Origin of the sequence: Thalassotalea marina (assembly GCF_014656435.1) — a bacterium.
In the GTDB taxonomy this organism is placed as follows: domain Bacteria; phylum Pseudomonadota; class Gammaproteobacteria; order Enterobacterales; family Alteromonadaceae; genus Thalassotalea_C; species Thalassotalea_C marina.
On record NZ_BNCK01000004.1, the window covers coordinates 228,516 to 254,492 of the forward strand.

15 protein-coding genes and 4 tRNA genes are annotated in these 25,977 nt (G+C 38.2%); 12 read left to right on the forward strand and 7 right to left on the reverse strand.

What is annotated here, in order from left to right:
* Positions 1–22: 22 nt before the first annotated feature.
* A complete protein-coding gene (locus tag IE199_RS10275; RefSeq protein ID WP_189769995.1) occupies positions 23–1,747 on the reverse strand; it encodes a S8 family peptidase in 1,725 nt (574 codons plus the stop codon).
* A gap of 224 nt (positions 1,748–1,971) precedes the next feature.
* Complete coding sequence (locus IE199_RS10280) at positions 1,972–3,801, reverse strand: S8 family serine peptidase (RefSeq protein WP_189769997.1); 1,830 nt, start codon at positions 3,799–3,801, stop codon at positions 1,972–1,974.
* A gap of 349 nt (positions 3,802–4,150) precedes the next feature.
* Here IE199_RS10280 and IE199_RS22155 point away from each other — a divergent pair, with 349 nt between their 5' ends.
* The 3 genes from IE199_RS22155 (at position 4,151) to sbcB (ending at position 8,853) form a co-directional block, all read left to right on the forward strand.
* Positions 4,151–6,502: a S8 family serine peptidase gene (locus IE199_RS22155; RefSeq protein ID WP_308436238.1), complete on the forward strand. Its 2,352-nt coding sequence runs from the start codon at positions 4,151–4,153 to the stop codon at positions 6,500–6,502.
* Positions 6,503–6,729: 227 nt separating this feature from the next.
* Complete coding sequence (locus IE199_RS10290) at positions 6,730–7,104, forward strand: hypothetical protein (protein ID WP_189769999.1); 375 nt, start codon at positions 6,730–6,732, stop codon at positions 7,102–7,104.
* A gap of 270 nt (positions 7,105–7,374) precedes the next feature.
* Positions 7,375–8,853 (forward strand): exodeoxyribonuclease I, encoded by a 1,479-nt coding sequence (gene sbcB / locus IE199_RS10295; RefSeq protein ID WP_189770001.1) that lies wholly within the window; start codon positions 7,375–7,377, stop codon positions 8,851–8,853.
* 104 nt (positions 8,854–8,957) lie between these two features.
* Here the strand turns inward: sbcB and IE199_RS10300 are convergent, their stop codons facing one another.
* Together IE199_RS10300 and IE199_RS10305 are read right to left on the reverse strand one after the other, a co-directional pair.
* Positions 8,958–11,714: a PKD domain-containing protein gene (locus tag IE199_RS10300; protein WP_189770003.1), complete on the reverse strand. Its 2,757-nt coding sequence runs from the start codon at positions 11,712–11,714 to the stop codon at positions 8,958–8,960.
* A 121-nt stretch (positions 11,715–11,835) separates the two neighbouring features.
* The gene (locus IE199_RS10305) at positions 11,836–12,696 is read right to left on the reverse strand and encodes an NAD(P)-dependent oxidoreductase (RefSeq protein WP_189770005.1); all 861 of its coding nucleotides are present in this window, start codon (positions 12,694–12,696) and stop codon (positions 11,836–11,838) included.
* A gap of 125 nt (positions 12,697–12,821) precedes the next feature.
* Between IE199_RS10305 and IE199_RS10310 the strand changes: the two genes are divergently transcribed.
* Positions 12,822–13,310 carry a glutathione peroxidase gene (locus IE199_RS10310; RefSeq protein WP_189770007.1) on the forward strand — a complete coding sequence of 163 codons (489 nt, stop codon included), beginning with the start codon at positions 12,822–12,824 and terminating at the stop codon, positions 13,308–13,310.
* Positions 13,311–13,363: 53 nt separating this feature from the next.
* Here the strand turns inward: IE199_RS10310 and IE199_RS10315 are convergent, their stop codons facing one another.
* Positions 13,364–13,939, reverse strand: a complete 576-nt coding sequence (locus IE199_RS10315; protein ID WP_189770008.1) for a hypothetical protein — start codon at positions 13,937–13,939, stop codon at positions 13,364–13,366.
* 309 nt (positions 13,940–14,248) lie between these two features.
* Here IE199_RS10315 and IE199_RS10320 point away from each other — a divergent pair, with 309 nt between their 5' ends.
* From IE199_RS10320 to IE199_RS10330, 3 genes are all read left to right on the forward strand, one after another.
* Complete coding sequence (locus IE199_RS10320) at positions 14,249–15,703, forward strand: sensor histidine kinase (RefSeq protein ID WP_189770010.1); 1,455 nt, start codon at positions 14,249–14,251, stop codon at positions 15,701–15,703.
* Positions 15,700–17,064 carry a sigma-54-dependent transcriptional regulator gene (locus tag IE199_RS10325; protein ID WP_189770012.1) on the forward strand — a complete coding sequence of 455 codons (1,365 nt, stop codon included), beginning with the start codon at positions 15,700–15,702 and terminating at the stop codon, positions 17,062–17,064. Before IE199_RS10320 ends, IE199_RS10325 begins: the two co-directional genes overlap by 4 nt.
* 171 nt (positions 17,065–17,235) lie before the next feature.
* Positions 17,236–17,448 carry a hypothetical protein gene (locus IE199_RS10330; RefSeq protein WP_189770014.1) on the forward strand — a complete coding sequence of 71 codons (213 nt, stop codon included), beginning with the start codon at positions 17,236–17,238 and terminating at the stop codon, positions 17,446–17,448.
* Between the two features lie 31 nt (positions 17,449–17,479).
* Here IE199_RS10330 and uvrB read toward each other — a convergent pair whose 3' ends face one another.
* Both uvrB and IE199_RS10340 read right to left on the reverse strand, forming a co-directional pair.
* Positions 17,480–19,486 (reverse strand): excinuclease ABC subunit UvrB, encoded by a 2,007-nt coding sequence (gene uvrB / locus IE199_RS10335; protein WP_189770016.1) that lies wholly within the window; start codon positions 19,484–19,486, stop codon positions 17,480–17,482.
* Positions 19,486–20,859 (reverse strand): MATE family efflux transporter, encoded by a 1,374-nt coding sequence (locus IE199_RS10340; protein ID WP_189770018.1) that lies wholly within the window; start codon positions 20,857–20,859, stop codon positions 19,486–19,488. Before IE199_RS10340 ends, uvrB begins: the two co-directional genes overlap by 1 nt.
* 859 nt (positions 20,860–21,718) lie before the next feature.
* On the opposite strand from IE199_RS10340, the gene IE199_RS10345 reads away from it, so the two are divergent.
* The 5 genes from IE199_RS10345 (at position 21,719) to IE199_RS10365 (ending at position 25,975) form a co-directional block, all read left to right on the forward strand.
* Positions 21,719–21,795, forward strand: a tRNA-Asn gene (locus tag IE199_RS10345).
* A 54-nt stretch (positions 21,796–21,849) separates the two neighbouring features.
* A tRNA-Asn gene (locus IE199_RS10350) sits at positions 21,850–21,926 on the forward strand.
* 31 nt (positions 21,927–21,957) lie between these two features.
* Positions 21,958–22,034 (forward strand) — tRNA-Asn (locus IE199_RS10355).
* Between the two features lie 31 nt (positions 22,035–22,065).
* Positions 22,066–22,142 (forward strand) — tRNA-Asn (locus tag IE199_RS10360).
* 122 nt (positions 22,143–22,264) lie between these two features.
* On the forward strand, positions 22,265–25,975 hold the full coding sequence (locus tag IE199_RS10365; protein WP_189770020.1) for a Calx-beta domain-containing protein: 3,711 nt from the start codon (positions 22,265–22,267) through the stop codon (positions 25,973–25,975).
* The last annotated feature ends 2 nt before the right edge of the window (positions 25,976–25,977 follow it).

Below are 25,977 nucleotides of genomic sequence, written 5' to 3' on the forward strand. Positions count from 1 at the left end.
GACGATGTCTTCGTTTTTAAAATTATTGTTGTTCAACCCAATGATTGACGGCTATGCCTTCACTTTGTGAAAAATCGACGCTGTTTTTCCAAATGAAGCCATCTACATCGACATTGTTTTTCCAAATAAAACCATCGGAAGCAAGTGAATTTTTCCAGATGAAGCCATCGGTAAACACCGCGTTTTTCCAGATAAAACCATCTGTTACTACCGAGTTTTTCCAGATAAAGCCATCAACATCAACACTATTCTTCCAAATGAATCCTGTACCATTTACCTGAGACTGGTCAACGTGCCAAACAAATGCATCACCTAACCCTTCAATGTAGTAATTGCCTTGTTCATCAATATTAGCAGGGCCATAGAAGTGTTGCTCACCAGCTAAGTCATGTGCAATGTTTAACTCTTGGTTAGCACAATCTGTTTTGCTGGATGTTAATGCCTGATAGGCATTGACCACGCCTGCTCCCTGCTGAAATACACTATAAGCTAGCGAACCATCCGCATTAAAAGCCATTTTGGCCGAGTCCATAAGGCGACATTTAACTTGATCAGGTGATAGATTTGGTTCATTTTTTAGCAACAAAGCGACTACGCCAGAAACCACAGCGGCTGCTTGAGAAGTACCTGACATTTCAAAGTATCGTCCACCATCGTGGAATTCTGGGTGTTCAGTTACAATTTGGCTGTCAAACGACATTAAGCCTGCAATATGCCCACCCGGCGCTAAAATTTCTGGTTTAACAAAACCTTCAACAGTTGGCCCAGCAGAACTAAAAGTAGCGACAACATCATCATTAGAGCTGGTTGTATAAGCGTCTGTCATGGCGCCAACGGTTATGATGTAAGGAACGTTACCAGGAACACCAATGGTCATTGGCTCTGGGCCACTATTACCCGCAGAAGCGACAACGACAATGCCGGCTTGCCAAGCTTTCATTACCGCAATATTTAATGGATCATCCCAATAAAATGATCGCACAGGGCCAGAAAAAGACATATTAAGTACGCGAAGATTGATTGCATCTTTGTACTCAACAGCCCAATCAATACCGCGGATCACATCTGCGTAAGTTGCTTTGCCTTCTTCGTCAAACGCTTTAATGCCAACAATGGCAGCATTTGGAGCTACACCATAGACATTACCTTGAATGTCGTAATCACTATTATTTGCAACACTCGCTACGTGTGTACCATGACCATTGGACTCATCGTCATAATTATGAACGCTATTGTTCACCGCATCATAAGTGCCCCACGCTTTATCGTTACCATAAAGATCTACCGATAAACCTGATAATTGGTCTAAACCAGTATCTAAAAAACCAATGGTGACATCATCGCCAAAATTATAGCTGGCATGCACATAATGAGCGTCTATCACTTTATTAACATCTGCAAGCGGTTGCCAACGCCTTTGTCCTTTGCGCCATCCTGGATTTCTAGCAATTTCAACTTCAAAGTTTGGTGTTACTTTTATCGGGAGTGCTTGTTTTAGTTTAGATAGTTCATTGTCGGTGAGATTGACCGCTAATGAACTAATAATAGGTAATTGATGTGTTGGCTCGACGGCTAATTCTTTTAAAGCCTTATTAAGTTGAGCTATTTCTGGTGTCGACACAATATATGACTTTTGTTCAGCCACTTTTATGGTTGTGTCATTAAGAATGAAAATCGACGTGCTTAAAACCGCACAAGCAGTTAATACAGTTGCTTTATTTGATTTTATAATTTTTACTAGAGACATGGCCTCCCCCTGTTCTTTTAAACGATTGAGCAACTTAGATTTTTAATAGTATTTAGTAGGCTCTGCGCAATCGAACACCTTGTCGAACAAGTGTTTGAATTCCTTACACCTTGGATTTTATGCCTAAAAATGTCAATTAAAAATTTACGATTTTGTTACAGTTTTTTACATACAGAAAAAGGTATCCAGCGTTAAATAACTGGATACCTTAGTTTTTTACTTATTTATAAAGAAACACTAACTTCTGGCGAACAATTATTTGTGCCATTGTCACAAACCTTATAAGTAAATGTGCCACTGGTTCTCATTTTATCTGTGTATGCACCATCATTAGATGTTGAAATGAGTAAGCTACCGTTTTTATAAATATCAACAGTTGACGTGCTCGCTCCTGCCCAAGATAAATCAACGTTATATTTTCCTTTCGAAAAGTAGCCATTAGCTGACATAGTAATGTCACCTTCTACTGGTGGCTCAGTTGTACCACCACAGCCATTTTGTGTTAAATAAGCATCTGCTGCTGCCGCTTTAACAATACCATGACCAAAATACACATCTTTTCCGACAGCACCTGCATCTTCTGCTGTTGCTTTTAATGCATTTCGAATTTCTGTACCCGAACACTGTGTATGGTTTGACCAAACTAATGCCGCAATACCTGAAACAGCCGGCGTTGCCATCGACGTTCCACTCATGTAGCCGTAGTCACTTGTACCAATATTGATTGAAGCACTTGATGCAGCCAAAATGCTCGCGCGATCTTCAAACGCTGCACCAACAGCTGGGATAGATGTGCTGTTAGTATCACCAAGTGTGCCGTATAACATACCTGCTTCGTTATTAATAATAATTGCGCCTAAACCGCCTGAATTTTCGCAATTTAACACTTTGTCATGGAATGAAATGTTGCCGCGGTCAATCACACAAACTCTGCCATTAGCTCCGCCATCAACAGCTTCACCAGTTCCCATAAAATAAATGCTACCTGTTGCATTGCCAGCGTTTTCCATTGATGAAACAGCTAGTCCAGTACCATCAATAGAACCACTTGCTGCTATTGCCATACCTGCAGGATATGTAGATAAGGTATCTACACCACCAGCGGTAACTTCTACACAAACAGTTTCATCCGTTGTTGTCGTCGCATTTTTACCGCGACCAGAAGTGATAGTACAGCTAGGGAATTGAGAGAAATCTGCGATATTGTTATCAGAATCGTTAGCGCCAATCATCATTACTGAAGGGTAACCTGCTGGATAGGATCTAACACTGTTTCCGTCGTTACCTGCTGCTGCGACCACTAAACCACCAGACTCAGTAAATGCTTTAAACGCATTTTCTTCAGTGCTGTTTGCACCGCCGCCACCAAGACTCATGCTAATGATATTAGCCCCTGCATCAGTACATTTTTGTGCTGCATGTGCAAGATCAGACGAATATCCCCAACCGCTTGCGTTAAATACCTTGATGATATGCATGTCGACACCAGGTGCCATACCGATAACACCGATATTATTATCTGCAGCGCCAATAGTACCCGCTACATGTGTACCGTGAGGACCACCATGTTCGAACCAGTTACCTGTACCTGAATCGTTATCACCGGTAATACGGTTCCATTCAAAATCAGGGTTACTTTGATCTAAACCAGAATCGATAACACATACTTTCATTCCAGCATTTGCGTTGAAATTAACTTGATCTGCTTGAGATTGGTAATAAGCATATGGGTTTAATTGCTGGGTCATCGGATTACCTAGATCATCACTGTAGGCAGACGATGGTTTACGAATAAAGTCTTCTTCAATGAGTTGAATGTGTGGATTATTTAACAACCCTTTCACTTGCGCCAAGTCTTTACCACTAAACGTAGCGGCAATAAAACCATTGGCATCGACATTAATCTCGCCACCTAACTTTTTAGTCAAAGCTTTTACGATACCTTTTTTTGAATCGTCCACTTTAATGATATATCTATCGTTTTCAGCGTGAACAGCAGCTGCTGATAATAAAGAAACTGTCGCTAATACTGTTGTAATCTTATTTAATTTCATATGTTGATTCCTGGAATAATGTTGTCATCAATCCTTAACTTTTTTTAGTTATAAATGTATTTGTTAACCAACTTCCTATCGGGTTAACTTTGATATTAGTGAATAATCAAATCCCACCTAGTACAAATCCGCCAACTTTTCGCACACAAGCGACACAATCAGGTATATTTCATAATAAACAACAACTTAACTTGTAACATATTTTATTTACATCGGCGTAAACTCAACAAATGATGACGGTAATTTGCTATTGAACAATAAGGAAATTTTGCATGATGAAGTTGGGCATTAAATGCCAATAAAAAGAACTTGAGCTATCAAGCATCATTAATTTTTGGGAGAGAAGTAAATGAAATTTACTATGACAGCAGTAGCAAGCGCGCTTTTAGCAAGCTTGTTATCACCAAGCACCATCGCAAACCAAATTAAAGAAGAAACAGTTGTTCAAAAACAAGGTTCAACAGATGAAAGTTTTGCCCAATGGATGGCAACTAAACATGAATCTTTAGAGTACACCGATCGTCTTATTATTGAATTTGCCGACAAAAACCAAGGTGCCTTCATACCACCTGGACTTGCTAAAAAACTAGGCATAGATTTAACCCACGTTAAAGTACTTAGCAACGGCAAACACATCGTCAAAATGGCTAAACCTCAACACCTTAAAACTATTGAAAAATTTTTAGCTAAGGCAAAAAATGACCAATCAATTAAGTTTATTGAGCCTGACCTAAAACGCCGCTTATTTTCACAAATTCAACCTTGGGGTATTGCACAAACACAATCAGATCAACTGTCAGATGCTGACGCATCAAACATGACAGTTTGTATTATCGATTCTGGTTATCAACAATCTAACCCTGACTTAACGGCTAACAACGCCTCTGGTACGAATAATTCTGGCACAGGTAACTGGTATCAAGCAGGTGGCTCACATGGTACACACGTTGCTGGTACCATTGCAGGTATTAATAATAGCGAAGGTGTTGTTGGCGTAATGCCAAATGCTAATGTTAATTTACATATTATCAAAGTGTTTAACGAAAGCGGCTGGGGTTACTCAGGTGATTTAGTCGACGCTGTTAATGCCTGTGCTAACAATGGCGCAAAAGTTATCAACATGAGCTTAGGTGGTTCAGGCTCAAGTGTTACTGAGCGCAATGCTCTGCAATCTGCCGCTGACAGTGGCATTTTACTGGTTGCCGCTTCAGGTAATGATGGCAACAATACACTTTCCTACCCTGCCTCATATGATTCAGTAATGGCTGTTGGCGCATTAGATTCAAACAACCAACACGCTGAATTTTCTCAATATACCAGCCAAGTTGAAATTTCAGCACCGGGCGAAGCAATTTTATCTACGGTAGCTGGCGATGGTAGATTAGGAAACATCACCATTGGTGGTACATCATACAGTAATGACCAAGTTGCACCTCAAACCCGTTTTGTGCAAAGTGGTTCTAGTTACGTCGTTAGTGATATCAATGGCTCTGTTTCTGGTGTTTTATCAAGCTGTTCTATTAGCGGCAGTGGTTATTCATGTTCTTCAAACGTTGCAGGTAATATTTGTTTAGTTGAGCGTAATGCCAACCAAGCAGGAAGTTCTTATCCTGAAATTAATGGCGTTAAAGCCTGTGCCGATGCAGGAGCAGCGGGCATTATCGTATTCAGTAATACAGAGCGCCCAGGTCTTCAAAACCCGTTTTTAGTAGATGGCCCTTCAGATATCACTGTACCAACCGTATCTGTTGACCGCACTTTGGGTAACAGCTTGGCTTCTATGTTAGGCAATAACGTAAACCTTACAGTCACTGGCAATGAAGATTATGCCTATTACAACGGTACATCTATGGCGACACCACATGTAGCCGGTATTGCGGCATTAGTGTGGAGCAATAATCCAACTTGTAGCGCATCAGAAGTACGAAATGGTTTAAAAGCAACAGCTATGGATATTGATGTTGCTGGCAGAGATGATCGAACTGGCTACGGTATTATTCAAGCAAAAGCTGCGTCGGATTATCTAGCTGCAAACTGTGGTGGAACAACACCTCCTCCAACAGGTGGCAATGTACTAGACAAAGGTGTTGCTAAAACAAACTTAAGTGCCAATACAGGTGATACGTTGTCTTTCACCATTGATGTACCAGCAGGAGCAAGCAACCTAACCTTTAATGTGTCTGGCGGTACGGGCGACGCTGATCTTTATGTGCGATACGCCGCTGCGCCTACTTCATCAACGTATGATTGTCGTCCATATGAAAGTGGTAACAATGAAAGTTGTAGCTTTAATACACCACAAACAGGTACCTACTACGTAAACCTAGTCGCTTATAATGGATTTAGCGGTGTATCCTTAGTTGCTAACTACGATGAAAACACTGGCGGTGGTGCAACTGGTGGTAGTTCTACTGTCACCGATATTAGTGTTAATCGCCGTGAATGGAAATACTACTCAATTGACGTACCAGCTGGCATGTCGACTTTAGCATTTGCTTTAAGTGGCGGCACTGGTGATGCTGACATGTATATTAGACGAGGCGCGCAACCAACTTCATCCACTTATGATTGCAGACCATACGAAAGTGGTAACAACGAAACATGTAGCTTCAACACCCCTGCTGCAGGCACATGGCATATCGGTATTTACGGCTATAGAGCATCATCTGGTATGCAGTTAGATGTTTCTTACAATCCATAAATAACGTGATCTGCATAAATGTTAAAGGGACTTAGGTCCCTTTTTTCATTGGCAAAACACAAGTTATTTCAACATCACTGATGTTTAAGCATCAATATAGCGGTAATGGATAATTTGCCGATAACAACTTTAAGAGCAAATATTTTTTGACAGTAGTTAGAAAACGTTCAATAGTACTGTAACAAGGCTTTTGCTATTTAAGTTTGCATAGAATACAAGGAAGGAAAATGCGAGCAATCAAACAAATACTAGTTTTCATTCTTGCCATTATTAATGCCAACTCAGCAACTGCGAAGCAATACGAGTCTTTGGATAAATATAATCTTAAAATAACTTCTCTAAAATATGAGTTTAAAGTTGGTAATGATTTAAACAATTTGTTTGAAAAATATGAATCTAAAGAATTGTATCATAAGCTCCAACAATACGTAGTCGAACAAAATAGTAAAGTGGTCATTGATTACATTAGTACACCTATCCACGAGAAAGCGCTATATATGATAGTCAGGCGAAGCGAAAGTGGTTACAGCCTTATAAATTTAACTCGTGAAGAAGAGAGGTCAGAGTTAATTAAGTTCTTTAAAAGTCATGTTAAGAAATAAATACTTTCTTTTCAAAGCAGATCATCCTAATACCCTAACCATAACTGCAATCTACATTTAAGCTTCTGAATTAGTATCATCTAATAATCCCTAACATAAACGCTTGTTCAAAATCGTTAAGATTAAACACTAAATTATTAGCGTGACAATTTCGTTAATAAGCGCACTAGTGTATTATCAGGCACTTAAACTTATAAAAACGCAATTGGCTAACTACACTGAATAACGTTAAGCAAAAATTCAAACGTTAATACAGTCACGATTAAAATAATGAATGTTGATACTTCTACCAATAACGCAGTAAACCAAGCAACGATTTTCTGGCACGATTATGAGACTTGGGGCGTAAACCCAAAATTCGATAAACCTTCTCAGTTTGCCGGCATTAGAACCGATCTGGATTTAAACATTATCGGCGAGCCAGAAATGTTTTATTGCAAACCACCTGCTGATTATTTACCTCACCCAGAAGCCTGTTTAGTCACGGGAATTACCCCACAAAAAGCGATGCAAGAAGGTCTGACTGAAGCAGAATTTGCCCAGCGAATACATGCACTATTTTCCCAGCCAAACACTTGTGTCGCGGGTTACAACAACATTCGCTTTGACGACGAGGTTACGCGTTACCTTTTATATCGTAATTTTTATGACCCTTATGCCAGAGAATGGCAACATGGCAATAGTCGTTGGGACATAATCGATATGGTCCGTGCATGTTATGCATTAAGACCTGAAGGCATAGAATGGCCAACCGTTGAAGATCCTGAAACTGGTGAACAGCGCGTAAGCTTCAGATTAGAATTACTAACCGCCGCTAACGGTATTAGCCATGAAGCAGCACATGATGCCATGAGTGACGTTTATGCAACAATCGCCATGGCTAAACTCATTAAAGAAAAACAGCCTAAACTTTATCAATTTTTATTTAGTCTTCGAAACAAAAAGCAAGTCAGTGAACTATTAGATGTTTACAATATGACGCCGGTTGTGCACACCACGAGTAAAATACCGTCAACTCAAGGATGCACAAGTTGGTTTGCCCCGGTTGCATATCATCCAACCAATAAAAATGCGGTAATTGCGGTTGATTTAGCAAAGGATCCTGCGCCTTTATTAACATTGACCAGTGAGCAAATCAAAGAAAGGCTATATACCCGTTATGATGAGTTAGCACCTGATGAACAGCCTATTCCAGTAAAACTTATTCATATCAATAAATGCCCTGTGGTTGCGCCCGCAAAAACTTTACTACCGGAAAATGCCCAAAGGTTAAATATTCCACGTGAACAATGTTTAGCGAACTTAGCCATCTTAAAGCAGAATTTGGACATTCGAGAAAAGTTAGCTGAGGTGTTTGCACCAGACTTTGATGACGACGAGCAAATCGACCCAGAGCACGCCTTGTATGGCGGTGCATTTTTCAGTGAAAGTGATAAAGCGCAGATGGATGTGTTACATCAGTTACCGGTTGACCAGTTGGCAAACCACACTTTCCAGTTTCAAGACCAGCGATTACCGACGTTATTGTTTAGATACAAAGCTCGTAACTTCCCTTACTTGTTAAATAATGAAGAACAGCAAAAATGGCAAAACTACTGTCAAACTAAACTGCAGTATGGTGGCAAGGGGATTTTATCAGCCGATGAGTTTATGATGAAAATAGAAAACCTTGCCCATGAACATGAATCTGAACAACATAAGATGGATGTATTAAAAGCGTTGTACCAATATTTGCAAGGCAACATTTAACTGCAAAACGAAGAAAAAAAAAGGCGCTAATAAGCGCCTTTTTTTAACAATATCGCTAGCTACAACTGATAGCAGCAAACAAAGAAATACTTCTAATGTATCTCTTAGTTGCAGGACATCCAATGAGATATGTAAACCGACGGAGAGTTTTCTTTTAAACCTTTAATATCTTCACATGTTAAGTCATTGTTTCCATAAACAGATATACGATGTAGATTGCTATTATAAAACACATTGAGCGACGATAATTTGTTGTAACTAATATAAACAGTATTTAAAACTGGTAAATTATCAATCCCTGTTACGGTTTTTATATCATTGTATTCAAAGTTGATATAGGTAACTTTCGGCAGATATTTGTTGAAATCTAATTGAGTTAAAACACCATCGACTGCAATTGATGAAATTGAGCTTGGTAATCTGCTAGCATTAAAAGTCTCTAAACTATTGCCTGATACATTTAAATACATCAAATTACTCAATTCTCTAAAATCGGGAAACGTTTTTAAGCCAAACTGTCTAAAGGTTATATTTGTAAGCAAGGAAAGTTCAGATAACGGTGTTAAGTCCATTTCGACTTTTATCCCGTAAAGGTCCATAGTTTCTAATTTAGTAAACTGTTCTAACCCTGCCAATGTCGAGGTTTTATCAACAGTGCACGAGAAATAGCGTACTTCGTTAATCTCTCTACTGCCATTTTTAATACACTGTTTAAGTTGTTCAGATTCTATGATGTCCCAATTTATTGGGTTTGATACACAAAAAGAACCGTAAGAAACAGATGTGTTAGGACGACTGTCTATGAGACTATTAACAGAATCACAAAGTAATGATGCAAAGTTGTGTAATTCGACATGGTATAAGTTATTTAAATTATTTAAAGCAGATACATCGTCTATTTCACTTAAATAACTTAGCTTTAACACTTCAAGTTTTATGGTATTTTCAAGCGCATTTAAATCAGTGATCAATCCGTTATGACTGATTTCTAGCTCTTTTAATTCAGAAAGTGCAGATACCCCTTCGACATTGCTTAATGCAGGCGAATTAAGTAGGTAAAGTCTTTCCAACTTCGTTAACTTCTCTAAGTCATCCAAATTTTCAAGTTTATTGACACTTACATCAATAGATTTCAGGTTTAAATTGTCTTTAATAAAAGACAAATCTTTAAGCTCTGAACGTTGAACGACAATCGACTCAAGATTTACAAGCTTTTCCAAGCTTCTAATCGTATCGATTTTATAGGTATTGTCGATAACAATAGACTCTAGAGAAGTTACGTCAGCTAAAACATCTAAACTACTATGATAGCTGTTTGTTAACACAATATTTTTTAAGCTGGTCAAATTGGCTAAAACATCAAGCGTAATATTTGAGCTGACATTGGTTAAGACAAGTGATTCTAACTGTGTCATATTTTTTAAAGACGACAGTTCAGTAATTTGGCGGTTGTCAGAAAGGTTTAAATAGCTCAAGCTATGCAAATCTATTAAAGGTGAAATATCATTTAATTGATGATTACCGGCTATTTCTAAGCGTTTTAAGCTTTGTAGTTTACTGATTTGAAATACCGAAGTAATACCAGCATTAGATAAAGTAAGTTCCTCCAAACTTACAAACTCAGGCAAGCTTTCCAACCCTTCTACAGCTATGTTTGTTGTTTTTAATGTTTTGATAGTTTCTTTAGAAGACGTTTGATCTAAAGAAAAACCACCACCATGTTGATAGCGTTTTGATAATTCAAGCGACTCTAAATTTTCTAACGTATAAATCGCTGAGTAATCTGGCGTTGAGCTCGTAGTATGTATTGTTAACTCTTTTAGGTTACTTAAAGTACCAAGTGCTGAAAAATCTGATACAGGAATTTCCTTTAAAATTAACGTTGTAATATTGTTTTTATTCAATAAAAAACTTAATGAATTAGAATCATTAAAACTACTTTCAAGAGCTAATGACGTTAAATTATCCAATTTACTTAAATGCTCTGAATTGACCATAAAAACGGATTTCAATTCTAGTGACGAAAGTCCAACCGCTTTTATTAGTTTTTCTGTATCAAATTGAGTGCGGTGATAGTTATTAGAATTCGATAAAACAAGTTTTTTTAACCCAGTCTGGTTTTCAAAATTTAGTCCTGACAAACTGTTAGAGCGCCACTCTCTTAACCAAGCATCATAGAGCTCCAAAGATTCTAACTGAACCAGAGTGTTAATAGGTGTTAAGTCTTCAACAGATGATCCTTTTAGTTTTAAATGAGTAATAGTTGCTTTATCTGTAAGTGCATCGATATCAGTAAGCTGCGCACTTTCAATAGTTAGTTGTTTTAAATTCTCAAAGTGGCTTAAATCACTTAGTGACATTAATGAGTTATTACTACAAGTAATAATTTCATAACCCACGTCACTTATGCCATTGGCGTCTAAACATTGTTTTAAAGCATTATCATCAAATGTTAATTCACTAAGGTTTTGATAAGCACCAATACTTACACTTACCTCTTGTGTTGCTGAGCCACCATTATTGTCTGTTACCGTTACACTTAACGTTATCGTTTCATCTTCGTCAACAGAAGGAGCGACAAATTCCGCTGTAGCACCATCAGAAACGGTTAATTCTAACGTTGTGCCACTTACTTGTTTCCATGAATAACTTGAAATACTACCATCGCTATCCGAAGCATTCGCCGTAATGGTAAAAACATCTCTTTCTTTTACATCTAGTGGGGAAATTTGCGCTAAGGTTGGTGCTTGGTTTTTAGATGAAGATTTAGATGAGTTTCCACCTGAACCACCTCCACCACATGCCGCTAATATGCTGAGGGTTATTAACGCAAGACTTGATTTGAAAATTCGACTAGCCATAAGCTCGACACTTCCTTTAATTGTTATAGGAACAAAGGAAATGTTGAGCAATTCCCTTTGCTTAAATCGAGCGCTATTATTAACCAATGTTAAATTAATGTAAATGTTTAAAACGAGGTAACTATTTGATTCTAGCTATTAAACTTGAGGTATCCCAACGACCTCCACCCAACTTTTGCACCTCTTCGTAATAACCATCCAATTGTTTAGTCACCGTTAAGTCGGCGCCGATTTTTTCAGCTTCGTCAAATGCCATGCCTAAGTCTTTACGAACCCAGTCAACGGCAAAACCAAAGTCAAATTCACGTGCGCACATGGTAGTTCCACGGTTGTCCATCTGCCATGAACCAGCTGCACCTTTTGAGATTGTTTCAATCAATTTTTCTGTATCTAATCCAGCTTTTTGCGCAAAATTTAAACCTTCAGCCAAACCTTGTACTACATTGACAAAACAAATTTGATTAACCATTTTTGCTAATTGACCAGAGCCGATATCACCCACTAATTGGCTAAACCTTGCGTATGCATCCATTACCGGTTTAGCTTTTTCATATGCCGTAACATCGCCGCCACACATAATTGTTAAAACACCGTTTTCAGCGCCTGCTTGACCACCTGAGACTGGCGCATCAATAAAATCAACACCTTGAGATTTTGCCAACACTTGCATTTCTTTGGCTAGCGTAGCCGACGCCGTTGTATGGTCAACGATTAAGCTGTTTGGTTTAATGCCCGCTAAGATGCCCTGCTCACCAGTTATCACCTCTCTAACATCATCATCATTTCCAACACAAACAAAAACAATATCGCAATCGGTTGATGCTTCTTTGGGCGTTAACGCATAGTTACCACGGTATTCTTCTTGCCATAACTTAGCTTTATTTGTAGTACGATTATAAACAGTTACTTCATGGCCAGACTTTACTAAATGCCCTGCCATCGGAAAACCCATTACCCCTAAACCAATAAACGCAACTTTCATTGAACACCCCCTAAATTTAAATTGTCGCCAGTTTAACGCAACTATTACTAGGAACAAGCACCTTGCGGTATTTATTGCTTTGTTTTAAGGTTAGTTAATAAGACATCCGACCAGAAATCATTAATATGGCAAACTCTTTTTACCAATATCAGGTACAGACAAATAGACACCAAGCATTCGACTTAAACAATTTAAAGAATAAAGTTGTACTCATTGTAAACACTGCGAGTGCATGTGGATTTACCCCACAATACGCTGGTTTAGAAACTCTTTATAAAAAATATAAAGATCAGGGCTTCGAAATTTTAGCCTTCCCCTGCAATCAATTTGGTAAGCAAGAAAAAGGAAATAACGAGGAAATTAAAAACTTTTGTGATTTACAATTTAATATCAGCTTTCAATTAATGGATAAAGTTGAAGTGAATGGTGAGCATACAGCCCCGCTTTTTGATTTTCTAAAAAATCAGGCGCCGGGAATTCTGGGAACAAAATCAATAAAGTGGAATTTCACTAAGTTTTTAGTTGATGGAAATGGTAACGTATATAAACGTTATTCTCCTAAAACCAAACCAGAAGCTATAGAAGAAGATATTATCTCACTATTAAAAGCTTAAAAAAACCACTGGCTTTATACCAGTGGTAAGGGATCAAACGCGAACACGTGATTTTATCTTTTAGCGTCCAGAGCTTGTTGAATTTTATCGAGCTCTTCCGGCGTAAAGCTACCATGTTCTAACAAACGCATTACAGTGTTAGCTGTTGCTTTTTTACCATGTTTGAATTCAAAAACCTTATGTTTACCATCTCCAACGGTAAATTGCTGAACCATCTCTTTCGCAATAGTGTGTGCATCACCTTCGCCAATTGATTTAAGCACGATGACTTTTTCACCATCACCTTCCACCCAAGTATTTGCATCAGCCGTGTTTAGTTTAATTACTTTGCCGTCCATATGAATATTGGATAGCTGTGCAACCAGTTTTTCTCTCAAATCACTTGGTAATTCAGCAAGCGCATTTTCTAGGTAAGCTTTATCAGTTAATGATGCTTTGGGCACTTCTAGTTCTGTAATATTGCCATTGTTACTGACGAACACTTGAACATCTTTAGTATCATCTGCAACGATCTCAATTTTTTGTTCAATTCGACGTTCAGCTTTTGACATGGCAATAGCAGACATACTACTAATCGCTCCAATGAGTGACAATGAAATGGCTAATGCTGTTTTATTTAGTACTTTCATTTTTATATCCTTTAACGGTTGATTACACATTCAGCGATATCATTGCTAATGTCGTGCCAATCGAATAAAGCTTTAAATAACAAAGCGATAGAAAGCAAGTGCCTGAGGGGTATCAATGATACTCTCCCGATATCAGAATATTCATTTCCTGATATCGGGAAAAATTTAACTAATCTGTATATTTACAACTAACCTTTAAGTTAACCCCCTGTTTTTTCTACTGTAAATAATGCTCTTTTATTGGCATTATAATTGAATTACCTATGACTTCATGTGTCGGTATAAAAGCACGTCGCTAAAAGAGGAAGTATGTCACTACGCGGTTACTTATTTTATTTAATTGGTGGGTTAATTGTTCTGTTAACATTAGTTCAATTGGCACTCGTTTATTGGATCGAAAACACAGTTGCTAAAGAAGTTGATGTTAAGGCTCGCCAATACAGTAAACAGATTGTTGAGTTGGCCGTTGATAATTTAAACCAATCACATGCAACTCAATACGCCTTTAAGCAAGTGGCTCCAAACAATACCCCCGTTACAGTTAGAGAACAACGAGTCGTTAAATCACCTGATGGTAATGTACAGATATTCACCTTTGAACAGAAAAACATTGATGGTGAACCTCAAGTTTCTGCTACAGTTAGATCTCAAGTAAAGCAAAACGATAACCAAACTAAGGTTGATAAAAGTGAATTAAAAAAAGAGTTTAAAGCGATTGTAGATAAACTACATCAAGAGCGTACCCCACAAATTATAAAGGAAGACTCACAATTAAAAACCTTTGTTTTACAATCACCAAATATCAAAAATCATTGGTTTACCCAGTCATTTAGTACTAGCCAAGGACAATCACTTTTTCAGAAAATTCAGCTAATGCTAATTGGTGTCGGACTAATCGGGATTGGTTTTGCCTTCTGGCTAAGCGCAAAATTTAATAAACCACTAAAACAGTTAACCGCAGGATTTGAACAGGTAGCCAAAGGATCGTTTGATCAGCCAGTTCCAGAGCAAGGTATAAAAGAAATTCGTAAAACAATTTTTCACTTTAATCAAATGGTAACTCGATTAAATCAGTTGACTGAAGCAGAGAAACACCACAAAGAAATAGCCCATTTAGCTGAGCTTGGAGAAGTTAGCCGAGGCTTAGCACACGCCCTTAGAAATCCCATTCATACAATTGGCTTGTCGCTTGAACAATTATCTGACAATGATTTGTCTGAAGAAGCTAAACAGCAATTATTAAGTACGGTGCAAAATAAGATTTCGCACTTGGACAAAAGCATAAAGGCGCTATTAACTTTAACGTCAAATGGCGTTCAACGTGACGACAAGATTCCTATTTTGGCGGTAGTGCAAGATATAATCTTAGAATACAAAGCTAGCGTAAATAAACAACTAGCCTTTGAGGTTAACATTGACAGCAAGCTAAAAATAACTGGCGCTGAATCAGAAATTAGAAGCATTTTACATACGTTAATTAATAACGCATGCGAAGCTTGTGAACACCAAGGTACAGTTAAAATAGACGCAAAAGAAACAGAACAAGGGATAGAGTTTACCGTTCTTGATAACGGTAAAGGTTTAGATGACAGTATCGCCAAGCAGCTGTTTCAACCGCATGTAAGCACCAAACCAGATGGCGCAGGCATGGGGCTTTATATCGCAAATCGATTAATCACGTTGCATTACCATGGACACATTACAATTACCAATAACAACGACACTGGTTGCTTAGCCAAAGCATCATTTGGAGCCATTAAATGAAAGACACACAAATCAAAATACTGGTTGTAGAAGATGACCCTGAGCAACGCCAATTAATCTGTAACATATTGAAGGCTAGTGAATTTTTAGTAGATGATGCCGATTGTGTTGAACAAGCGATTTTAAAAACAAAAACGAGTGAGTTCGATGTAATTTTCTCAGATTGGAAATTGGGTGAACTATCCGGCATCGAATTACTGCAATATGTAAGAAAGCACTGCGCCTATGACGTTGGCTTTATCATTGCTACTGCCTACGGCACCATTAATCACGCTGTTGAGGCATTGCAAAAAGGAGCTGATGATTATCTTCCTAAACCTTTTAAGCGACAAGAACTGTTACTTACCATAGATAAGGCATTAAAAGCCAAAACGCTGCGCGGAGAAAATAAAAATTTAAGTGACCAACTAAGTGAACAAAAACAGCTTGTTGGATTAGTCGGTAAAACCCCAAAAATGCAGGCTGTTTATCAACGAATTGATAAAGTTTCTAGTACCAATGCAACAGTGTTGATATTAGGTGAAAGTGGTACCGGTAAAGAATTAGCAGCCAGAGCATTGCACGATAGTAGTGCAAGAAAGAATGAAAAGTTCATCGCTATTAACTGCGGCGCCATCGCTGAATCTATTGCAGAGGCAGAGTTGTTCGGTGCAGAAAAAGGAGCATATACAGGAGCAATTGCGACTAAGATAGGACGTTTTGAAGCAGCAAACAATGGCACAATTTTTCTAGATGAGATAGGTGAGCTAACTCCTAGCCTGCAAGCACATCTACTTAGGTTTTTACAAGAAGGAACCATTACTCGCTTAGGCAGTAATGATGAGCTCAAACTTAATGTTCGAGTTATTGCCGCGACTCACCGAGATTTAGACAAAGAGGTACAACGAGGAAATTTTCGTGAAGATTTATTTTATCGATTAAACGTCGTGCCTATTTTTATGCCTCCATTAAGAGAAAGACAGCAAGACATTCCCCTATTAGCAGATCACTTTATACAAACCCATGCCAAACAACATCACTGTGAATTACCTAAATTAACAGCAGATCACTATCGACAGTTGTTAGAGTATCATTGGCCAGGTAATGTCAGAGAGTTATCAAATAGAATAGAGCGATTTGTTTTATTATCAGATGACTCAGAATTAACGGCATCCGCTACCTCTGTACAGACTGGCCCAACAGACACACCGGACTTTACCCTGCCAAACAAGGCATTCAGTTGGGATAATTTTGAGCGATATTGCTTGTCTGAGGCGTTAAAAATGCACCAAGGAAACAGAACAAAAGCCGCAAAATACCTAAAAATGTCATATAAAGCATTTTTATATCGTTTGGAAAAATTCCAAATAACAACAGATTAAAATTGTTTAGAATTTCTTTACTACGAAAGTCTTCTTTTAATAACAACTCTGTATAATAAATAAGCACACCTAATCTACACTTAAATAATACAGCGTTTGCGTGCAAGCCATGTATATTGGGCATATGCGAGATACAAGGTTCATCTCGCTTTTAAAGAGAGGGTGTTATCGATGAGCGCAATTTGGAGAAACCATGCTAATAAACTAGCAGAATTGATCAGCAACAATAATGAAACTCAAGCACATTTGTACCTTGAGCAATTAATGCTCTTCCCGGTCGATATTCAAGATAAAATAATCGAGGATATCAGTCATTTATCTAACTGTAATAGTGAGTCTATTTCAAATATTATTAATCAATATATGATGTTTGAACTGAAATAAACTCCACGTTACTAAGTTATTCACCAATTTATTAAGCGCTCAGTTGCTGCTGGCGTAATTTGGTAATTTCGTCCCTTATTGCTGCGGCTTGCTCAAACTCCAGGTTTTGAGCATGCTCCAGCATTTGTTTTTCTAGTGATTTAACTTTATCGTCAATTTCGTCGACCGACATCACCTTGTATAAACCTTGTGGCTCAGCAGCCCTAGCCTTTTGTTTGTATAATGCTTCTTCAGGGGTATCGCCAACATCCATAACGTCTGTAATTTTACGAATGACACCCTTAGGTACTATGCCATGCTCTTTGTTATAATTTTCTTGTTTTTCACGGCGGCGATTCGTCTCATCAATCGCGCGGCGCATTGAACCGGTGATTACATCGGCATATAAAATTGCTCTGCCATTAATGTTACGAGCAGCTCGCCCTATTGTTTGGATCAATGAACGCTCTGAGCGCAAAAAGCCCTCTTTGTCGGCATCAAGAATGGCTACTAATGACACTTCTGGCATGTCGAGCCCTTCACGCAACAAGTTAATACCTACAAGTACATCAAAATGCCCTAAACGAAAATCTCTTATGATCTCAACACGTTCAACCGTATCAATATCAGAGTGCAAGTAACGCGTTTTAACATTATGCTCGTCTAGATATTCCGTTAAATCTTCTGCCATACGTTTTGTTAATGTTGTAGCAAGTACCCTTTCTCCTATCTGCACACGTAGTCTAATTTCTGACAACAGATCATCTACTTGGCTGTCAACTGGGCGTACTTCAATTTGTGGATCTAATAGGCCGGTTGGACGAACAACCTGCTCGGCAATTTCGCCACTCGATTTTTCAAGCTCATAGTTGCTAGGCGTTGCCGACACATAAATAGTTTGCGGAGCAAGCGCTTCAAATTCGTCAAATTTCATCGGGCGATTATCTAATGCAGACGGTAAACGAAAGCCATATTCGACTAAATTTTCTTTACGTGATCGGTCACCTTTATACATGGCCCCTATTTGCGGCACGGTCACATGTGATTCATCAATGATAAGTAAACCATCATCCGGAAGGTAATCAAATAAGGTTGGCGGCGCTTCTCCAGCTTCACGACCAGATAAGTATCTTGAGTAATTTTCAATACCAGAGCAATAACCCAGTTCTGTCATCATTTCTATGTCAAACTGTGTTCGTTGCACGATTCGCTGCTCTTCAACTAATTTGTTATTTTCTTTTAGTTGGGTTGCACGGTCTTTTAACTCAATTTTAATATTTTCAACTGCAGCAAGTATTTTTTCTCTTGGTGTAGCATAGTGAGTTTTAGGATAAACAGTCACACGAGCTAAGTTTCGCTCTACTTGACCTGTTAATGGATCAAACTCGCTGATTTTTTCTATTTCTTCGTCAAACAGCTCTACTCTAAGCGCTAATTTGTCAGATTCAGCAGGAAAAATATCTATCACATCACCACGCACTCGATATGTTGCACGTTGAAAGGCGACATCGTTGCGCGTGTATTGTAATTCAGCTAGTCGCCTTAAAATATCACGCTGGTTAATTATGTCGCCTTGACGTAAATGCAGCATCATTTTTAAATATGAATCAGGATCACCTAAACCATAGATAGCAGATACCGACGCTACTATGATGACATCGCGTCTTTCTAATAAGGCTTTGGTTGCCGATAAACGCATTTGTTCAATATGGTCGTTTATTGAAGCGTCTTTTTCGATAAAGGTATCAGTGGTTGGCACATATGCTTCAGGTTGATAGTAGTCATAGTAAGAAACAAAGTACTCAACTGCATTGTTTGGAAAAAATTCCTTCATTTCTCCATATAACTGTGCCGCCAGTGTTTTGTTTGGCGCCAACATCATGGTTGGACGATTTAGCTTTTCAATCACATTAGCAATGGTAAAAGTTTTACCTGAGCCTGTTACACCTAACAATGTTTGATGTGCAAGACCTGCCTCAATCCCATCAATAAGTTGACCTATGGCCTTAGGCTGATCGCCATTTGGCGTATAATCTGAAACAATCGAAAAATCTTTCATTATGGTGCAACCTTTGGCTCTAGAGAATTTGAATCAAATTGCTTAGTAAAAGCGCGGTACGAGATCAGCGACATTAACACGTTTCCTAACAGTCCGCCGAGAAAGAAGCCTTCTATGCCATACAGTAGGCTCCCTAAATATGATATTGGTACGTAACAAACAAATAAACGGATGACACTTAGCGTTAAAGCCGCCATAGGTTTATGCAACGCATTAAACGAAGAATTAGTTAATATGATGATGCCCTGTAATCCATATCCGAGAGGTAATACGTAAATAAACAGCTTAATTATTTGAGCAACTTCTTTTTCGTCGGTAAAAATGTCTGCTATTACAGGAGCTAACAGTACTAACAACAGGTAAATTGCAATTTGCCAAACCAAAACAAATTTGACTGACGCTTTATAGCCCTCTTCAACCCTAGTCATATTCCCAGCACCAAAGTTTTGGCTAATAAAAGGTGGTAACGTCATCGAAAGTGCCAGAACGACCAAACAAGCGATCGATTCTATTCGCGTACCCACACCAAACGCTGCAACTACAGGCTCTCCATAGGTTGCAGCTATAGCAGTTAAAATAGCAGCGGCAATCGGCGTTAACATGTTTGCACCAGCTGCAGGTAAACCAATTTGTAATATACCTTTTGCAGAGGTAACAAAATTTGTTAAAAATGCTCGTGATACATGAATTAATTGGCGTTGATAGCCAACGATATAAAGCACATAACAAAGACCAACAACCCAAGAAACCATGGTAGCAATTGCAGCCCCTTTTATTCCCATTGCTGGTACAGGACCCCAGCCGAAAATAAACAGAGGATCTAAAATAGCATTAATTACGCCACCTACACCCATAATGATACTCGGGGTTTTGGTATCGCCACTGGCGCGTAATATTGAATTTCCTATCATAGGGCCGATTAAAAACACGCTACCTAGAAACCAATAGTCCATATAATTTCTAATTTCAGGCAATAATTCTTGGTTAGCACCTAATAAAGTAAAAATTTCTTCAGTAAAAACAAAACCAGTAAAAGATAATAACCCGACAACAGCGGCAGACATGATCAGCGCTGAAGTTGCTGAGCATTTTGCAAATCCTTGCTCTCCTTTGCCCAATGACTTGGCAATAACTGCCGAAGTACCTATGCCTAACCCTATCGTTAAACTGATCACAGTAAAGGTTATTGGGAAGGTAAAACTAATAGCAGCAAGTGGTTGTGTCCCTAATAAGCTGACAAAAAATGTATCTACTAAGTTAAAAGTCATCAGCAAAATCATTCCGTAAATCATTGGAATAGTCATCTGCTTTAATGTTTGTCCAACGGGATCAGCCAATAAATCCAATTGTCGCTTATTTTTTTGTTCTGTCATTTTTTACTACTAAAAACTTAGCTATAGGAAAGGCGAAAACAGCTATTGTAAAAGATAGTAATTAGAGTCGCTATGTAAATATTAAATTTCACTCCTTGTTATACCAATTGAATTAAATATTTGATCAACTTAGAACTTCATTTGCGTGCTGAGAACAAGCTAAATAATTTAAGCATAGTCATTCTATGGTTAGATTATTTAGAGATGTTATCAGGGCGATAATGAGTTCCCAAAGGGCGAGTTTAACAGGCTCATAGCCTGCGTTATTGATTTTAACAATGACGCTACACGGATGTAGCTTATTAGAGAACGCAGGAGCACGTTCTCCTGAATAACCATTCTTTGCAATCAATGCCTTGCCTCTGAAACTGTTAACTCTCGCTAAGTGGTCAAATATTTATTTCAATTGGTATGAAATGTTAAACAATTTTTCATTGACCGTAACGTTAGCGATTAAATACACAAATAAAGCACATAAAATCATTTTGAGCAAAAAAGACTCAAACTTGTTAAACAAACCAAACAATTCACGCTATCCAACTGTTATATAAAGACTATTCTCTTTTATTTCCAATATGTTGTAGATATCAAATAGCTGCTGCATGCGGCTAATTACGTTTTATTACAGTTTAATCCACTCAGTTATCCACAGAATTGGTGGATAACTATTATTAATTGTTAACTGTTTTGGTAACTGCTGATTTGCACAACAATTTTTGCTGCTTTATGCTACTAGCTGTGCGCAAATTAAGCATACGATTCAGTATTTGAGATTTTTCTGAATTTTGTGTTGACAGTCCAACACAGTATCATTAATATTCCGCCCCGTTGACGAGATAAGCCTCGACAACAATATGATTCCCCTGTAGCTCAGTTGGTTAGAGCGGTGGACTGTTAATCCATGTGTCGTCTGTTCAAATCAGACCAGGGGAGCCACTAAATTTTAGTAATGGCTCTTTGAGCGGTTGCTTGGCAATAGGCCAAAATTATTCCCCTGTAGCTCAGTTGGTTAGAGCGGTGGACTGTTAATCCATGTGTCGTCTGTTCAAATCAGACCAGGGGAGCCACTTTAAAGTCGATAATAAGACTCAAAATTATTCCCCTGTAGCTCAGTTGGTTAGAGCGGTGGACTGTTAATCCATGTGTCGTCTGTTCAAATCAGACCAGGGGAGCCACTTTAAAGTCGATGATAAGACTCAAAATTATTCCCCTGTAGCTCAGTTGGTTAGAGCGGTGGACTGTTAATCCATGTGTCGTCTGTTCAAATCAGACCAGGGGAGCCAATTAGAAAAGCCGCTTTTTAGCGGCTTTTTTACTTTTAAGAAACAAAAACTGAATTCCATTAAATCGATCCTATACTCTACTTAACCGTGCAGTTAATTGATGTTATTCAAAAGGAATTTACATGAAGCAGTTTTTGTTTTCAGTATCCCTACTGGTCATTACCCTTCCCACTTTAGCCAATGATTTATTCATTTGGGCAACTAAAGTCCATAACCCTAATACATCGACATCTAATGAAAATCTTAACGGCCTTGAATCTAGCTATTCACAAGGACGATTCTTTAATTTTGACAAAGATCATTATGAAAATTTGTCGGTCGGTGACTCTTTTAACGTAAATCTTCCACAGCAAACGAGTAAAACAGCAGTTATTACACAGGCTCGTGTTATTGGTGGGACAAAACAACTATTAGCGTATATCAAACATCCACAACAAAAACTGCCTATTGTCATCACTTTGGGACCAAATCAGTTTTTTATGAGAGTAGTAACACCTGAACATATCTATGTTGCCCAAGGCAACAATAATACAGGCTCGTTAATTAACGAAAATCAGTTATTGGCACAACACAATAAACAGCAAGATGATGTAAAATTGCCTCCAAGTAAAGCTAAAGCACCCAGCGATTTAGCTAACAGCGCCACTTTTAAATTGCCTGACTCTGCTAAAAACCTTTCTAGCTCAAACAATAACCGTGATATAGCGCCAATCAAAATTCTATTTGTACACGGTTTAAGCCAATCTCAAATTGACGACAATTATTCTGGTGATATTAATACCCGTATTCAGCATATTATTGGTGTCACCAATCAAATCTATCTTGACAGCAACGTTGATATTGAAATTGCAGCAACAAGCATTTTATCTGTTGACTACCCTGTAGAGAATCATTCAGACGTTGCATTGGATGACATTACCTACGCCCAACATAGTGCGTTTACAAATATAGAAGACATCCGTTATCAACAAGGTGCTGACATGGTGGTATTGTTACGAATGTTTGTTGATGGTGATGATTCATGCGGCCTCGCTTGGGCAAACTCTTCTATTTCTTCTTCAATAAACTTTATGTATAGCCATACCAGTATTGACTGTGGCGATTACGTTAATGCCCACGAACTAGGCCACAATATGGGATTAGCCCATTCTCAAGCACAAGGAGATACTGGGTATACTTTTCCTTTCGCTCGTGGATATAGAATCGAAGATGCTGTAAACGGGTTCTCAACGGTTATGGCTTATTCGCTTGCCAATGCACCTAAAATTTACAAATTTTCTAACCCTGATATTTTGTGTACTGAACTTGCGTGCGGTATTGATAGAGCCGACACCAATAACGGTGCAGACGCGAGTTACGCATTAAATCAAATCAGATTTCAAGTAGCTGACTTATTTGAAGATCAAACCAATGACACTTTGATCACTAATGCAGCCAATAACATTACCGATAACAATTTAAGGCAATGTGTAGAACAAACCAGTAATTCACAAAATATTAAATATGTAGGTCAACTGAAAGAGCTTTATTGTAACCGAGCAAATGTAAACAATTTAGAAGGGATAAGTAGCTTTACCAGCCTAACTAGATTAGACATTAATGGCAATAACATCACTAATTTAAACAATCTTTCTGAGCTTGATAAACTATCGATACTCAGTGTTAACGATAACCCTATCAATGACTTTTCAGGACTTGCTAACTTAACTAGCATCACCGAGCTTTCATTAGCAAATACTGGTTTAAACGACTTGTCTGTTATAGCTAATTTAACTGCATTAAAGTTTCTCTGGGTGCCTGACAATAACATCTCAAATTTAACTACACTTTCAAACTTAACAAATTTGAGTTACCTCTATGCCATTAGAAACAATATTGAAGATATAACACCGCTAGCTCAACTTAAGCAACTTGAAACATTACATTTAACCAGTAATCAAGTGTCACAGGTTTCGCCTATTAGGCAACTAACGGCGCTTGCAACTTTGTATATTGATAGTAATAACGTCTCAAGTTTGAACAGCTTGTCAGGACATGTATCTTTAACAAACATTTCATCCAACTTTAATGCCATTTCATCACTAGAAAATGTTGGAGAGTTTCCTAAACTCAGCTCATTGTCTTTGACCGGAAATCAATTAACAAATGTGCCTAGTTTAGACATGCCAGCCCTTACAAAACTAGAACTAAGCCAAAACAGCATCACGCATATTGCAACGATTAAGTCACTTACAAAACTGCAAGAACTTAATTTATACGATAACCCAATAAGTGAGCTATCTGTTGAAAATCTACCCGCTAGTTTGTCCAGTTTAAATATCGGAAATACACAAATTTCAAGTTTGGCTTTCGTAGAACAATTGCCTAACATTGGTGAATTAAACATACAAAATACAACCATAGATGACGTTAGTTCTTTAAATCGGTTATTAAGACTTATGTCTCTAAATCTGGCAGATACAAACATTTCAGATGTTAGTTCTCTCTTTAACTTACATAACTTTTGGAGCGACTTAGATTTTGCAGGGGCAGAAAATGTTTATTGTTGGCAGTTAGATCACATAGAGCGTTATTTTGTTTTTGAAAGTATTAGCCGCCCTATTTCATGTAACGCTAGCCAAGATAGTTTTGACTTTGATCAAGATGGTATAACTAACCGTCTTGAACTCACCAATGGTACAAATCCCGTTTTTAGTAGCAGCTTACCCGGCGAGTTATCTTTTCAGCTAGCTCAATTAAGCTTACATGAAGAGTCTGGAAACGCATCATTAAAAATTGTTAGAACTGGTGGTGAATTGGGTGAAATAAACGTAGACATATTTACTGAAAATGGAACTGGTACAGTAAACAACGACTTTGAAGCGATTAATGAACAACTCACATTTGGTAACGCAGAACATGTTAAACAAATCACACTGACCTTAGTGCAAGACGATGATGCCGACTATGGAAAGCAGTTTACTATTCGCTTAGCGAATCCTTTGGGCACAACCTTAGGAACTTTTAGTTCCATGACGATTACCCTAACCGATGACGATTCAGGCGTATTTGCTTGGCAAACTTCAAAGGTACAAGTAGCAGAAGATACTACAAATTTTGTCGTAAACATTGAACGAACAGGCACTGCATCAAGTCAGGCGCAAATTGGTGTTTCTGCGATAAATGGTACTGCAACACTTGGTAGTGATTTTCAGTTTGATGCTCAAACCATCACATTTAACTCAGGTGAAACACTTAAACAAGTCAATGTAAGCTTGTTAAATGATGAGATTGCAGAGCCAAGTGAAAATTTTTATCTAGAGCTAAATAACGCGGTAAACGCTAAAATTGATGACCAAAACAAGCTGGTCAATATAGAAGTTAGTGACGATGATATATCAGCAGTCGGCACGATAAGCTTTGAACAAAGTGCGCTAACAATAAATGAATCAGCAGGCACTGTTACGGTCAATGTAAGACGTGAAAATGGCGATTTTGGCGAAGTAGCGGTCAATTATGAATTTATTAATGGTACAGCAACTAATGGCAATGACTATTCTGCATCAAATGGCACCATTTCATTTGCTAATGGCGAAATAGAAAAATCAATTACCTTTAACGTAACCGAAGATACATCAGTAGAAAGCTCAGAAAACTTTACCATTAAGCTCTCGAGTTCGAATCCTGCACTCTTGGGGACTAACACTGAATTGGTCATTACAATTAGTGATAATGATACCAGCGTAACGCCTCCTAATAACGCCTCTAGTGGTGGCGGTGGAGGTTCATTTGCATGGCTTTTGGTACTACTACTGTTAATTCCTTGTTTTAAAGTAACTTTAAAACAAGCTTAACA